The sequence below is a fragment of the Corynebacterium sp. LaCa78 genome (assembly GCF_046717505.1).
Taxonomy (GTDB): Bacteria; Actinomycetota; Actinomycetes; order Mycobacteriales; family Mycobacteriaceae; genus Corynebacterium.
Genome location: NZ_CP177112.1, coordinates 2,219,126 through 2,232,835 on the forward strand (window position 1 = coordinate 2,219,126; position 13,710 = coordinate 2,232,835).

The 13,710-nt window shown below is 57.7% G+C and carries 11 protein-coding genes; 8 read left to right on the forward strand and 3 right to left on the reverse strand.

From position 1 onward, the window contains the following. Positions 1-58 precede the first annotated feature (58 nt). Positions 59-781 carry a nucleotide exchange factor GrpE gene (grpE, locus tag ACLI1O_RS10635; protein ID WP_284849531.1) on the reverse strand — a complete coding sequence of 241 codons (723 nt, stop codon included), beginning with the start codon at positions 779-781 and terminating at the stop codon, positions 59-61. Beyond that, positions 781-2,643: a molecular chaperone DnaK gene (dnaK, locus tag ACLI1O_RS10640; protein ID WP_284849532.1), complete on the reverse strand. Its 1,863-nt coding sequence runs from the start codon at positions 2,641-2,643 to the stop codon at positions 781-783. The genes grpE and dnaK overlap by 1 nt, the downstream gene beginning before the upstream one ends. Positions 2,644-3,103: 460 nt before the next feature. Here dnaK and ACLI1O_RS10645 point away from each other — a divergent pair, with 460 nt between their 5' ends. From ACLI1O_RS10645 to ACLI1O_RS10670, 6 genes are all read left to right on the forward strand, one after another. Further along, on the forward strand, positions 3,104-3,289 hold the full coding sequence (locus tag ACLI1O_RS10645) for a hypothetical protein (RefSeq protein WP_023024121.1): 186 nt from the start codon (positions 3,104-3,106) through the stop codon (positions 3,287-3,289). 205 nt (positions 3,290-3,494) lie between these two features. Beyond that, positions 3,495-4,673, forward strand: a complete 1,179-nt coding sequence (locus ACLI1O_RS10650) for a sensor histidine kinase (RefSeq protein ID WP_284771665.1) — start codon at positions 3,495-3,497, stop codon at positions 4,671-4,673. A 91-nt stretch (positions 4,674-4,764) separates the two neighbouring features. Beyond that, positions 4,765-4,920, forward strand: coding sequence for a hypothetical protein (locus tag ACLI1O_RS10655; protein ID WP_411706847.1), 156 nt, complete (start codon positions 4,765-4,767; stop codon positions 4,918-4,920). Then, positions 4,905-5,579, forward strand: coding sequence for a response regulator transcription factor (locus tag ACLI1O_RS10660; RefSeq protein ID WP_284771663.1), 675 nt, complete (start codon positions 4,905-4,907; stop codon positions 5,577-5,579). Before ACLI1O_RS10655 ends, ACLI1O_RS10660 begins: the two co-directional genes overlap by 16 nt. Positions 5,580-6,185: 606 nt before the next feature. Beyond that, positions 6,186-9,626, forward strand: a complete 3,441-nt coding sequence (locus ACLI1O_RS10665) for a bifunctional proline dehydrogenase/L-glutamate gamma-semialdehyde dehydrogenase (RefSeq protein WP_284849533.1) — start codon at positions 6,186-6,188, stop codon at positions 9,624-9,626. A gap of 143 nt (positions 9,627-9,769) precedes the next feature. Beyond that, a complete protein-coding gene (locus ACLI1O_RS10670; protein WP_284771661.1) occupies positions 9,770-11,230 on the forward strand; it encodes an AI-2E family transporter in 1,461 nt (486 codons plus the stop codon). A gap of 67 nt (positions 11,231-11,297) precedes the next feature. Here the strand turns inward: ACLI1O_RS10670 and ACLI1O_RS10675 are convergent, their stop codons facing one another. Then, the gene (locus ACLI1O_RS10675; RefSeq protein ID WP_411706848.1) at positions 11,298-11,888 is read right to left on the reverse strand and encodes a nucleosidase; all 591 of its coding nucleotides are present in this window, start codon (positions 11,886-11,888) and stop codon (positions 11,298-11,300) included. Positions 11,889-12,104: 216 nt separating this feature from the next. Between ACLI1O_RS10675 and ACLI1O_RS10680 the strand changes: the two genes are divergently transcribed. Both ACLI1O_RS10680 and ACLI1O_RS10685 read left to right on the forward strand, forming a co-directional pair. Further along, entirely contained in the window at positions 12,105-12,743 is a 639-nt protein-coding gene (locus tag ACLI1O_RS10680; protein ID WP_284771659.1) for a hypothetical protein, read from the forward strand. Positions 12,744-12,949: 206 nt separating this feature from the next. Continuing rightward, a complete protein-coding gene (locus ACLI1O_RS10685; protein WP_284771658.1) occupies positions 12,950-13,579 on the forward strand; it encodes a hypothetical protein in 630 nt (209 codons plus the stop codon). The last annotated feature ends 131 nt before the right edge of the window (positions 13,580-13,710 follow it).

Consider the following 13,710-nt stretch of genomic DNA (forward strand, 5'->3'; position numbering starts at 1 on the left):
AAAAAAGGGCGCCGGGGGAAGTTGAATCAGTCAGTTCCCAAGGCGCCCTTTTCCCGGATTAATCGGCTTGTTCGGTGCCTTCCGAACTGCCGGAATCCTCACCGGGGTCCGCGATGATGACCAGCGCGTTGCGCACCAGCCTCTCGCCTACGCGGTAGCCCTGGCGCAGCACGGTGCCGAGCACCTGCTCATCGCCGGAGGACAAATCCTGCACGGCCTCGTGCATCTCTGGGTCGAAGGGTTCGCCCTCTTCACCAAAGGCGGTGAGGTTGTGCTGCTCTAGGCCCTTGCGGAGCTTATCCGCAACCGCCTTGAGCGGGCCCTCCAGGTCACCGTGCTGCTTGGCCAAATCGAGGTCATCGAGCACCGGCAGCAAGTCACTAATGACCTTTGCCTTCGCGGTTTCGATAACGGATTGGCGGTCACGCTCGGTGCGGCGGCGGTAGTTGGTGTATTCCGCATTCAGACGCTGCAGGTCTTCCGTGCGTTCTGCCAACTGCGCCTCCACATCATTGGTGGCAGCGCCGGTGGAGGTGAGCTCATCGCCCTCCTCCTCGGCCTCGACCTCATCGGCGTTGACATCAGCCAGCGCGTCTTCGAGGTCAGCATCAAGGGTGGGATCCAATTTGGCTTCTTCGGAGGCATCAGCCTGTGCGTCGTTGGCAGCCTGTGCTTCCTCGGCCTTTTCGGCGGCAGCCTCAGCGCGGTCAGCCGAGGTAGCCTCCGGATCCGTGTTTTCCGGGTCGCCTGGGTTTTGCGGCATTCCGCTGTCCTGAGTCATTACTTGTCGCCGTCCTTGTTGTCGTCGGAGTTCTCGTCTTCGTCCACAACTTCAGCGTCGACCACGTTTGGGTCGCCCTGTGCGGCGCCGGCATCGCCAGCACCCTCGGCGCCGCCCTCTGCAGCCTGTGCCTCGTAGATCTGCTTGCCCATCTCCTGGGATTCGGTGGACAGCTTCTCTACTGCGGACTTGATGGCATCGAGATCATCGCCCTTCAGTGCCTCGTCCACGGCGTCAGCAGCCTCGGTGACCTTGGTCTTGGTGTCCTCAGAGACCTTGTCCTCGTTATCCTCCAAGAACTTGCGGGTCTGGTAGGAGGTGGACTCTGCGTTATTGCGCAGCTCCTGCTCCTCGCGACGCTTCTTGTCTTCCTCAGCGTGCTGCTCGGCGTCCTTAACCATGCGGTCGATCTCTTCCTGCGAAAGGCCGGAGCCTTCCTGGATCTTGATGGTGTTTTCCTTGCCGGTGCCCTTGTCCTTGGCGGTCACGTGGACGATGCCGTTGGCGTCGATATCGAAGGTGACCTCAATCTGGGGCACGCCGCGAGGTGCCGGTGCGATGCCGCCGAGCTCGAAGGAACCCAGCAGTTTGTTGGCGGTAGCCATCTCGCGCTCGCCCTGGAAGACCTGAATCTGCACGGAAGGCTGGTTGTCTTCTGCGGTGGTGAAGGTCTCGGACTTCTTGGTCGGGATGGTGGTGTTGCGCTCGATAAGCTTGGTCATCACGCCGCCCTTGGTCTCAATGCCGAGGGAAAGCGGGGTGACATCGAGAAGCAGCACGTCCTTAACCTCGCCGCGCAGCACGCCTGCCTGGAGGGCAGCACCTACTGCAACGACCTCGTCCGGGTTAACGCCCTTGTTCGGTTCCTTGCTGGTCAGCTCCTTGACCAGGTCAGATACGGCCGGCATACGGGTGGAACCGCCGACCAGCACAACGTGGTCGATATCGCCGACGGAAAGGTCAGCATCCTTGATGACCTGGTTGAATGGAGCCTTGGTGCGGTCCAGCAGATCCTGGGTGATCTTCTGGAACTCGGTACGGGTCAGGGTCTCGTCCAAGAACAGTGGGTTCTTGTCGGAGTCAACGGTGATGTAAGGCAGGTTGATGTTGGCCTGCTGGGAGGAGGACAGCTCAATCTTGGCCTTCTCTGCAGCCTCGCGCAGACGCTGCACGGCGCGCTTATCCTTGGTCAGGTCAACGCCCTGGGAGCTCTTGAAGCGGTCCACCAGCCAGTCAACGATGCGCTGGTCCCAGTCATCGCCACCCAAGGTGTTGTCACCTGCAGTAGCCATAACCTCAACGACGCCATCGCCGATTTCCAGCAGGGACACGTCGAAGGTGCCGCCACCCAGGTCAAAGACCAGGATGGTCTGCTCTTGCTCGCCCTTTTCCAGGCCGTATGCAAGTGCAGCCGCGGTGGGCTCGTTGACGATGCGCAGGACGTTCAGGCCGGCAATCTGGCCGGCTTCCTTGGTGGCCTGGCGCTGTGCGTCCTCGAAGTATGCAGGGACGGTAATAACGGCGTCCGTAACATCCTCTCCCAAGTAGGACTCTGCATCGCGCTTCAGCTTCATCAGCGTGCGAGCGGAAATCTCCTGGGAGGTGTAGTCCTTGTCATCAATGTTGACGGTCCAGTCAGTACCAATGTGGCGCTTGACGGAGCGGATGGTGCGGTCCACGTTGGTCACGGCCTGGTTCTTGGCGGACTGACCAACCAGGATTTCGCCGTTCTTAGCAAACGCTACAACGGAAGGCGTGGTGCGGGAGCCTTCGGAGTTAGCGATAACGGTGGACTCGCCACCTTCCAGTACGGAAACGACGGAGTTCGTCGTACCAAGGTCAATACCTACTGCGCGTCCCATGATTCATTCTCCTTTTTATCGAGTGCAGTTAATAAAGTTGATTGTGAGTGACTCAACTTCTCGTTGCGTCCGAGCGCTACTCTAACAGAAGTTGCAAACTCGTTCATAAATTCTTGAGCCTGTGTCACTCAATCTTTATAACCTCCCACACTCAAATCTTATTCCCGCCGGCTCAACCCTCCTCAAAAATTGTTCCATTTTCCCAGCTCTTAGCCTCAAACTCCACTCCCTCCTACTGCTTCAAACAGGAGTGAACTACCTTTTAAAACAAACTCTTCCACACCCAAAAGCTCCCCAAAGGGCCGTAAAAAGGTGGCCAAAAGTTACCTCACAAAGGATCCAAAAGAGGCTTGGCAGGCGTATTTAACTCGCACATACTGGAAACCACAGCAGCCACTGGTTGCTACCCAGAGAGAGATTGATTTGTAGTTTCACTCCGCCAATTCGAAAGGAAACGTCCATGCTCGACACCCTCGTAAACCTCAGCTCCTCCCTCGATTTCGAGGCAATCTTCAAGGCCATCAAGGGCGCTGCTGAGCTGTCCTCCGAGTCCAACTCCGACTCCGTGGACCTGTCCTCCGTAATCGAGGGCCTGTCCTCCAAGGACAACGCTGACGCTGCTACCGAAACCGCAGCTAACGCTTAAGTAAACCTTCGCGTTTACACTCCTTCATGAAGACCGACTAAACCCCCGCACTTTTCCACGCAGGTTTTAAACCTCGCACCGGAAGGTGCGGGGTTTAGTTGTTTTCATTTGCTGGTTTCACGCTTCCAGGCCTTAAGCTAGGTGCGAGACGCCACAAGCTTTTTCACAACTATTCAGCCTGAGCCCCAAAGAGGCGCATTCCACCGTGACTTTCACCCCGCCACTTCCATTTCGCCACCGCCTTCGGGCGGCGATGACCCTACAGCGCACCGCAGCGCTGATCGCCATCATTTGCTTGGCTCTTACCCTTTTCGCCGCATTTCTCACCCCAACTAAACACCAACTTTCAGCGGCAATCGTCGGGTTAATTTTGACGGCCATCACTACATCTGCCTATCGATACCCGAAGACGATGGCAGTGGGGTTTCTGGCAATTTGGATTATTGCCATCCTTACCGTGGGTATCCCCTACGCCAGTTCCGTTTTCTTAGCCCCGGTATTCCTTGCCGTATTCGCTTTTCGCAGCACCAAGTGGCAGTCGATTCTTCTCTGCGTAGTGTTTTGGCTGGTAGGACTGGTAGATCCTAGTACGTTGCGGCCAGTCCTCAATCCAACACCGGCACTGGTCTGGGGAATTTTCTTGGTCATTAGCACCTTCATCGGCAGCTCACTCGCCCATTCCGCACGGCGCTATAAAACCGCCATGGTGGAGTGGAATAACGATGTCAAGCGCCGACAGTCCGACCTAGCTGAAACCCTGCATAACTCAGTAATTTCCAGCCTTACCGTCAATACCATGCAGCTAGAAGCGCTCAGCTTGGAATATGCCAGCACACCGGGGCTCAGCCGCCGCCTCGATGAATTAAGCGATGCAATGCGCTCGTCGATGTCTGAAATACGCACTTTAACCAAAGTCTTGCGTTCCAATATTGACGGCATCAACGACGAATTCAGTTTTAATCAAGCACCACGCCCTACAAGCCTTGCACAGGTACTGGCCTGGGAAGAAGAACAGCTATCAAAGCTCAACCGCACGCCAATCATTAAGGTAAGCGGAGAAGATTTTTGCCCCCAGTTTTCTCCTTCTGTTCTTGACTCGGTCGTAGCCATCACCAGGGAGGCTTGCCTCAACGCCGTCAAGTACTCGCCACCTGGGGCGGAAATTACCGTATCGGCCCAACCACATTTGGGATGGACGATTCTTACTATCCGCAACCCTATTGCCAAGCCAACGAGCACCACGCCGGAGACTTCCTCCGGCATAGGAATTAATTCGATGACGCGCCTTGCGGCAACTATCGATGCTCGGCTGGAGGCAGGTCGTGTCGATGAATACTGGGAGCTCACGCTCGCGCTGCCCCCGTCTGCGCATGAAGAACGTTAGTTCAGCCACCTTCGCTGGCAGCGCCACCATTCCTTTACTACACTTACGTATGTTTCTTATAAATCCGGTTTTTATATAAAGGAGTCGTGCAATGCAGGCTGCCCTCGCTAGCTTTCTCGCGCCCCTCATACTGTCCGCCTCTCTCTTTGGCGCAGACCTCACCCCCGGCGATCTTCCGCAAAACAATAAGTACGAGTCCTCGGCAGAGCTCGTCTTCGGCTGCCCAGCCCCATGGTGCTTCAAGTAAAAACTTCGCTGCTCCTAGTCGATGATGATCCACTAGTCATCGAGGCACTCGGCCACTATTTCGCTGCGGCCGAAGATATGGAAATCAGCGCCGTCGCAGAAAATGGGAAAGCCGCATTACAGCAGCTAGAACAACACGATGTCGATGCCGTCATCGCGGATATTCATATGCCGGAGATGGACGGCACAGCATTGCTGCGCGAGCTTAATGAGCTGCCTAATCCACCGGTATTCATTGCTATGACCGCAATGGATAATGACGACACCCTAAGGGAAGTCCTGTCCAATAAGGCGGCAGCCTATATCCTAAAAAGCTCGAAGCCGGCCTATATTTTGGACACGGTGCGCGAGGCCGTCCGCGGCGGCACGGTCGTGGCTCCCCAACCTTTAACGCGCTTATTCCAACAAATGCCTGGCTGGAGCGAAAACGATACTCAATCTACGTCTGCGGTTTCCGCCTCTGAGCACCATATTTCGCCTGCTCAAGCTCAGATTCTCGATTTAGTATGCGAGGGAAAATCCAACGAAGAGATCGCAAAAAGCACTCACTATGCTCCGGGAACGGTAAAGAAATATGTTTCTAGCCTGTTAACCGAATTTCACGCCAAGTCTCGTCTCGAACTAGCGGTCAAGGCACTAAAAGCGGGGTACGGCAAATAGCTGTATAGGCGTGAATGGCTCTCACCCCTAATCGTGGCCCCACCCCCCTTAAAACCCCACATGCTGGGGTTTTCTTTTTTACCTTTATACCCCCACTGCCGATTTTGCTACCGAGACTAGCATCACTATATCGACAACCCTATAATTGATTTCACACACAACTACATAGCATTTCCCGCGCATCATTCGGCGTCATTCGGCCGGTGATGCCCTTGCTAGGACCGGTATAGGAAACCACTACTGGGCTTTCATTCCTGCCTCCCCCCTAGCTCCACATCGCCATAGTGTAGAAAGCAGGTGAGTGTTGAACACCAACTTGGCACGCGTCCGCCGCCATAGCGACAGGCCCCCGGTCCTCACTACCGGTAGCACTATGGCTTGCTGATTCGCTTGGTTTAAACCACCGAGCAGCGGCGCGCGCAACCCGCGTGTTCCACTCATTGCCAGGTATGCGGAGACCTAATCGCCGCATGCTTTCTAACTTTCATAGACTTACCAGCCACTTTCTGCCCCCGGCGCTAAAAGTCACAGAACAAAGGCCACACCGCGGTGTGGGTTGGCCACCAACCTGGAAGTACACGTTTCGAAAAAGAGGTTGAATTTCACATGACTTCTCCCGCATACACCCGCACGCCACTATCTGATGATGTTGAGGCCGTACTGCCTGCCGCCATTAAGCGCGCACAAGGCTGGCTCGATTCGACCGCGGATGAAAAGGACAAGGCCACCGAGCAGCTCGCGGAGCTGTTGCGCGATGACAATGGCGTGAAGTTCACCATGGACTTCGTTGACCGCGTCATGCGCCCAAAGGATGACAAGGTTGCAGCCAAGGCGCTGAAGGACATTTCTTCCCAGTACGATCCTTCCTTCTTGGGCAGCATCAATGGCGCGCTCGTCGGTGCCGGCGGTTTCTTCGGCCCGATCCTGCCTAACCTGGTTATGCCGGTAGCGCGCCTGTACATGCGCAAGATGGTTGGCCACTTGGTGCTGGACGCGGAATCGGATGCACTCAATGACACCCTGGAAAAGGCCGCCGCTTCCGGCGAACAATTGAACCTCAACCTCCTGGGTGAGGCCGTCCTTGGTGAAGAGGAAGCACAGTCCCGCGCGCGCCGCACGCTGGACCTCATCAAAAACCCGCGCGTGACCTACGTATCCGTCAAGGCGTCCTCGATGGTGGCGCAGCTGAACAACTGGGACATCGGCAGTTCCGTAGAGCGATTGAAGGACCGCCTGCGCCCGCTCTACCAGGAGGCCGCACGCCGCAACCCACAGGTCTTTATCAACATGGACATGGAGGAATACCACGACCTCCACCTGACGCTGCGCCTTTTCAAGAGTCTTTTGAGCGAGCCGGAGTTCAAGAACCTGGAATCCGGCATCGTGTTGCAGGCTTACCTGCCCGATACCTTCGATGCCCTCCAGGACATCGCGGAATTTGCCAAGCAGCGCGTGGCAGAGGGCGGCGCCAAGGTCAAGGTGCGCATTGTAAAGGGCGCCAATCTATCTATGGAGACCGCAGAAAGCGAGGTCCACGACTGGCCGTTGGCTACCTACACCAACAAGCTGGACGTAGACGCTAACTACTACCGCCTGCTGGATTACATCCTGCAGGAGGAATTCGCGGACTGCATCCGCATCGGCGTGGCCAGCCACAACCTGTACACCGCCGCCATGGCCTACGAGCTGGGCGTAAAGCGCGGCGTGCTGCACATGCTGGATTCTGAGATGCTGCAGGGCATGTCCCCGGCACAGCAGGCAGCGGTGCGCAAGGTCTACGAGGGCCGCCAGATCCTCTACACCCCCGTGGTGCACGCGGATGATTTCGACGTCGCCGTATCCTACCTGGTGCGCCGCTTGGAGGAAAACTCCGCGCCGCAGAACTTCCTTTACGCCCTCTTCGCCCCGGGCGAGGAGCCACTGGCAAGCCAGGAAGAGACCTTCCGCAAGGCAGTTGCCAAGCGCTGGGATACCTTCGCTGGATCGCGCCGCACCCAGAACCGCCTCGAGGATTCCGGGCGCCAGGCACCGGATTCCGGGCGCTTCAGGAACGAGCCTGATACGGACCCGGCAATTACCCCGAACCGCACCTGGGCCAAGCGTGCGCTTGCAAATGACCCCGGTGAGCACGGCGTCCAAGAGGTCACCGACCCATCGGCTGTTGAAAGCTACGTCGCCCGCGCCAAGGAATTGGGCACCGAATGGGGCAAGCGCCCCGCCGCAGAGCGCGCCGCAGCCCTGGACGCCGTCGCGGATCAGCTGGCAGCCAAGCGCGGGGACTTCATCTCAGTGGCAGCCTACGAGGCAAATAAGACGGTCACCCAGACCGACCCGGAGGTCTCGGAAGCCATTGACTTCTGCACCTACTACGGCCAGTCCGCCCGCTTCTTGGAAGAGGCACACTCCGAGTTCCACCCGCACACCGTCACCGTGGTGACCCCACCGTGGAACTTCCCCATCGCCATTCCTACCGGCGGCATTGCGGCCTCCTTGGCGGCGGGCTCGGCGGTCATCGTCAAGCCTGCTCCCCAGGTGGTCCACTGCGGCAAGATGGTGGTTGAGGCCTTCCGCACCGCACTCGAAGCAGAAGGCCTGGACCCGGATCTGGTGCAGCTGGTGCTTACTGATGAAGGCGATGCCGGCAAGGCCCTGCTCTCCCACGATGACGTGGACAACATCATTTTGACCGGTGCGTCCGATACCGGCGCGCTCTTCCGCTCCTGGAAGCCCAAGATGAACCTGATGGCAGAGACCTCCGGTAAGAACGCGCTGGTCATCACCCCGGCCGCCGACCCAGACCTGGCCATCCAGGACCTGTACAACTCCGCCTTCGGCCACTCCGGCCAGAAGTGTTCGGCCGCCTCGCTGGTGATTTTCGTCGGCGCTGCGGGCAAGTCCAAGCGCCTGCGCGAGCAGCTGCTGGATTCCGTCAAGACCTTGAAGCCTGGCCCGGGCTATGACATCACCACCACGATGAATGGCCTGGCTGAAAAGCCGAGTGAGAAGCTGCTGCGCGGCCTGACCCAGCTGGAGCCGGGCGAGAAGTGGCTGCTGAAGCCAGAGAAACTCAACGAGGAAGGCACCCTGTGGTCCCCGGGTATTCGCGATAATGTCCAGCCGGGCTCTTGGTACCACAAGAATGAGTGCTTCGGCCCCATCCTCGGCATCATGTACGCCGATACCTTGGAAGAGGCCATCGCTTGGCAAAACAGCACCGGCTATGGCCTGACCGGCGGCATCCACTCCCTGGATGACAAGGAAATCGAGTACTGGATCGACAACGTTGAGGTGGGCAACGCCTACGTCAACCGCGGCATTACCGGCGCGATTGTTCAGCGCCAGTCCTTCGGTGGCTGGAAGAAGTCCGTCATGGGACCGGGTGCGAAGGCCGGCGGCCCTAACTACGTAGCCCAGATGGGCACCTGGACCGATGGCGAACTCAAGCCGCGCGACGTGGATATCGCCCCAGCCAGCGTAAAGATTCTGCAGCGCCTGCGCGATGAGCTTTCTGATGAGCTCAGCCAGGACGATCTGGAATGGCTCTGGCGCGCCGCCGAGCTGGACCGGATTGCGTGGCTCGAGGAATTCGGCCGCACCCACGACCGCACCGCGCTGGTCGCTGAAGCCAACCGCTTCCGCTACCGCCCGCTGCTCACCAAGCTGCGCATCCGCGTGGGCGAGGACTACAAGCTGCGCGATGTTGCCCGCCAGGTACTGGCTTCCGGGATTACCGGCACCGAGACGGAAATCTCCGCCGCCCCAGAGGTTGCCGCCCAGCTGCAGGAGCGCGGCTTCGACGTGAAGTCCATTTCTGATGGTTCCTTCGCTGCCGCCGTGGCCAATGACGAGTCCTCCCGCGTGCGTGCCCTGGGCACCGTACCGGATTCCGTCTACGAGGCAGCGGTGCGCTCCAACTCCGTGGTACTGGACCAGCCCGTGCTTGCCGATGGCCGCCGTGAGCTCATGCCTTACCTCCTCGAGCAGGCAGTCTCCGTGACCATGCACCGCTTCGGCATCATCCGCAACGTGGGCAACCTGCGCGACTAATACGCCGATTGCTGCCCGTCGCGGCAGATTGAGTAAGCGCCCCACCTTCTCCCGCTTTCTTGCTGGGAGTTGGGTGGGGCGCTATCTTTTTCTCTGCTTTTCCTGCGCTATCTCTAGGTGGTTTCCTGTGGCATAGTAGATGAATGACTACGCCAGATAACCACTCCCCTAACGGTGCCGGGCAGCACCCGGGCCAGGACGCGGCGCAGCGCGCGCAGTACCCGTCGGCGCTCGAGCAAAACTCCGTCAACCGCAAAGCCGATGCGAAGAACCCCTATGCCGCGCCGCTAGTCTCCCCCGATGAGTCCCAGTTAGGCGCGGAGGTAGCCACCGCCGATCCCGCCAATCGCGATAATAAGTCCGCCGTGCTGGCCAAGGACTTCCGCAGCATGGCCAAGATTTCGGTGTGCTTTATCCTCATCGTCGCAGGATTGGGGCTAGCGGGTTTCCTGCTGCGCTTTATTTGGGTGGGCCTGCTGCCGGTTATCCTCGCCATCTTGGTCTCGACGGTGCTTTATCCGGTCAGCGCCTGGCTGCGCTCCAAGGGCTTTCCCCGCACGCTGGCAGCGGTCACGACGCTTTTGGGCTTGGTGGTTATTTTCGGTGGCATCTTTGCTGCCATGGCGCCCATGGTCACCGCACAGTCCAAGGTGCTTATTAATGAGGCCGAAGCCGGCATTATGCAGCTGACCAAGATGGTCAATGATTCCCCGCTGGATATTGAGGTGGACCAACTGCAATCGGTCCTCGAGGACATCGTGTCCTTTGCCAAGGGCCAGGCCTCCACCATCGCCACCGGCGTGCTTTCCGGTTTCTCCATGGCCAGCTCCATTGCGGTAGCCACCGTCATCATGCTCTTTATCACCTTCTTCATCATTAAAGACGGCGATAGGTTCCTGCCCTGGTTGCGCAAATACACCGGTAACTCCGCCGCCTGGCACATCACGGAACTTACCTCCCGCGTGTGGAAGACGCTGTCTGGCTTCATTCAGGCCCAAGCCCTAGTCGCGCTTGTCGATGCCGTCTTTATCGGCCTCGGCCTCTGGGTTCTCCAGGTCCCACTGGCACTGGCCATCGCCGTCATCACCTTCTTCGCGGGCTTTATCCCCATCATCGGTGCCGTCACCGCTGGCGCCTTAGCCGTCATTATCGCCTTGGTATCCAACGGCCTGACCAATGCGCTGCTCGCACTGGCGCTCATCATCATTGTCCAGCAGGTAGAAAGCAACGTCCTCCAGCCCATCCTGCAATCCAAGGCCATGGGCCTGCACGCGGCCATCGTCTTGCTCTCCATCACCGTGGGCTCCACCCTGGCCGGCATCGTCGGTGCTTTCCTCGCCGTGCCAGTCGCCGCCACCATTACCGTTGTCCTGCGCTACCACGCAGAGATGGCCGCCCTGCGCGCCGGTGAGGTCTCCCCCGATGACATTGACATCGTCACCGGTTCCAAGTCCACGTCCAAAGACGACGAAGCTGAGGACGCGGACAATACAGACCCTGAGACCAAGCGCACCGGCGAAGAAGGCGACAGCGAGAGCCCCCTCGAAGAGTCTCCTCGCAAAAAGGTAAAACAGCTTTTCGCAGCCATGAGCCCGCTGACTTAAAGAATCCGCCCTTCCCCCGCCCTTCCTCCGCCGTGCGAAACGGCGAGGAAGGCAATGGTGGTACCTTTTAGCGCAAGAAGCCTAAATCGGCTGCGGCGGCGGCCAACTGGCGGGCGCTGCGGTCCAAGACGCCAGCCCAGGTGCCCATCGATTCCTCATTAGCGGAATCAGAGACCTGCTTCAATAGCGTGCAAGGCACACCAAAGCGCTGGCAGGTAGCGGCAATAGAATAGCCCTCCATATCGCACAGCTGGGATTTTTTCACCAGCTCATTGCGCATTGCGGTAGTAGAGACAAACATGTCACCGGTGGCCAGCCCGCGTGCCGGAAGCTCGCCGGAGGTCTCCAGCTCAATGAATTCTGGCAGGAGGTAACGGCTGATATCGGTAAGCACTTCTAGCTTGAAATCGTGTTTGGTTACTTTATTGATCTCGAAGACGCCATCCATGCCATCGACAAGCGCGCCTGCTGTACCGATATTGACCACGCGCTCGGGCAATGCATCGTTAGCGCGGGCCTCTGCCAGTACCTCGGTCAGGGAAATCGCGGCTGGAACCGTGCCGATACCTGTAATGAGCAGCGCTTCACCGTCTGGAATGTGCGCAGCTTCGGCGTCCACAGCGGCGAGGAATAGTGTTCGTCCAGATAAATTTTCCATGCCTGCGACAATACCTGCACCCCACGTGGTCGATGGACTCGCCTGCACAGATGCTTTTCCTTCCGCACCGTTGGCAGCACTGTTTTCGGCTGCGCCCGAGTTCTAGAATTCGAGCGACAAGCCCCCAATGTCCCAGCTATGGTTTAAGGACAGTCTTTTCCGTACACCCATTCATATCTCTAGCTTGAAGCTGCGCTTTAGTCTAAGGAACCTCTCGTGAGCAAGAACAACCCTTCGCAGGAACCAGAATCATCCCCCGCCGCAAAAGCAGGCTCGTCGCCGGACGCTGGGCCGCGCGCCAAGGCCCAGGAAGGCACCGAAAAAAGTAAAGGCAAGCGAATCGTGATGATCACCATCGCTATCATCGCTGTTATTGCCTTGGTGGCGGGAGTGACCTTTTCCTTTAATAGACCGGCAAGCTCTACCAATGAGGCTGCGGAGCCTGCATTTTCTGATTTACAAGAATCTTCCGCTAAGAATGCGCCCGGTCCGGAGGAAGATGAATCCACCGCCACCGCGGACGACCCAGCGCCTCAAAAGCAGGAAGAGGGGGCTTCCACGAAGGAAGAATCGAAAGAAAAGAACATATCCACGGAAGAAAAATGTGGCAGTTACTACGGGGAAGCAATTGGCCAACTCCATCGGCCCATCCAGTTACATTGCGATGACAGCTGGCTTTATGTGGCCGAATCTGGCACCTCGCATTTCTCGCTCTTCCAGTGGAGTGGCAACGGCTGGGATAGGCTGCGCCCGGATGGCATGATCCATCCAGCGGAAATTGCATGCTATACCCGCAGCACTTTGGAGGAAGAAAATGTGCCAGAAGATCTTATCGAGAAAATCGAGCCATGCTAGTGACAACCTGCCTAGTTACTAGGACACACCCACCGTACAAAAGTCCAACTTCTTAGTTGGCCCTAAGGCACTGAAAATCGCGCTGCACCTCTTCGACCAAGATGAATTCATGCACAGCAGATGGATATAGTATGGCGCGACTTAATTAATTCTCATCAAGTTTTCTACTTCATCCTCCAACCAAAGCATGCAAAGGAGCTCCTTCGTTGGCTAATAATTCTTTGAGTCAGCCGGATCCCTCTCAGCACCAATCGTGGAATTCCTCTTCCCCCACCGGAGATTCGACAGGTAATGCTGGGAAAAGTGGCAAGGCCGCACGCTTGGCGATGATCGTCCTCGCCATCATTGCCATCATCGCAATCACTGCCGGTGTCACGTGGGCGCTCACGAATAACAGCGATTCGGCTGATTCCACTGACCTCGACGCCTTTGTCCCTGTCACCACGTCTCAAGAAGAAAACGAGGATGAGGACGCGGCGGCAGAGAAACCTGGACCTGCGACAAAGACGACAACGGAAACTCAGATCCGCTCCGATCAATCCACTGGGAATGATCAATGCGATGGCCGCTACATCATGATCGTCGAGTCTGCCATCATTCCGTTGGGCGAAGATCCGTCAGCAGAGACGCAACGCGTACAAAACAAATACCCGGGTTCTAAGATTCTTTCCGGTAATGCCTGTAGTTCTCTCCGCGGCCAAGTCGACGGCGGCACAGCATATGCGATCTACTTCGACGCCGGCCACAGCGTGGACAAAGTCTGCGAGCTCAAGGCGACGTACGGCGGCAACGCCCGATCCCTAAATAACAACGCAGACTTCAGCGATCCCTGTTAAAAGGGGCTTCTGCCTTTTCGGCGATGCCTTCATGAAGTGCGCACTACAAATGTCTACAGCTACCGCGTTCTTCTCGGAATCACCCTAGCATCGAGCGAATCGCGGTTGCTGTAGACGTTTGTGCGCTTGGT

Coding starts and splice junctions, on each gene's coding strand:
- ACLI1O_RS10660 (WP_284771663.1), top strand. CDS start 4,905: ATGGTGCTTCAAGTAAAAACTTCGCTGCTCCTAGTCGATGATGATCCA.
- ACLI1O_RS10675 (WP_411706848.1), bottom strand. CDS start 11,888: ATGGAAAATTTATCTGGACGAACACTATTCCTCGCCGCTGTGGACGCC.
- dnaK (WP_284849532.1), bottom strand. CDS start 2,643: ATGGGACGCGCAGTAGGTATTGACCTTGGTACGACGAACTCCGTCGTT.
- ACLI1O_RS10665 (WP_284849533.1), top strand. CDS start 6,186: ATGACTTCTCCCGCATACACCCGCACGCCACTATCTGATGATGTTGAG.
- ACLI1O_RS10645 (WP_023024121.1), top strand. CDS start 3,104: ATGCTCGACACCCTCGTAAACCTCAGCTCCTCCCTCGATTTCGAGGCA.
- ACLI1O_RS10655 (WP_411706847.1), top strand. CDS start 4,765: ATGCAGGCTGCCCTCGCTAGCTTTCTCGCGCCCCTCATACTGTCCGCC.
- ACLI1O_RS10670 (WP_284771661.1), top strand. CDS start 9,770: ATGACTACGCCAGATAACCACTCCCCTAACGGTGCCGGGCAGCACCCG.
- grpE (WP_284849531.1), bottom strand. CDS start 781: ATGACTCAGGACAGCGGAATGCCGCAAAACCCAGGCGACCCGGAAAAC.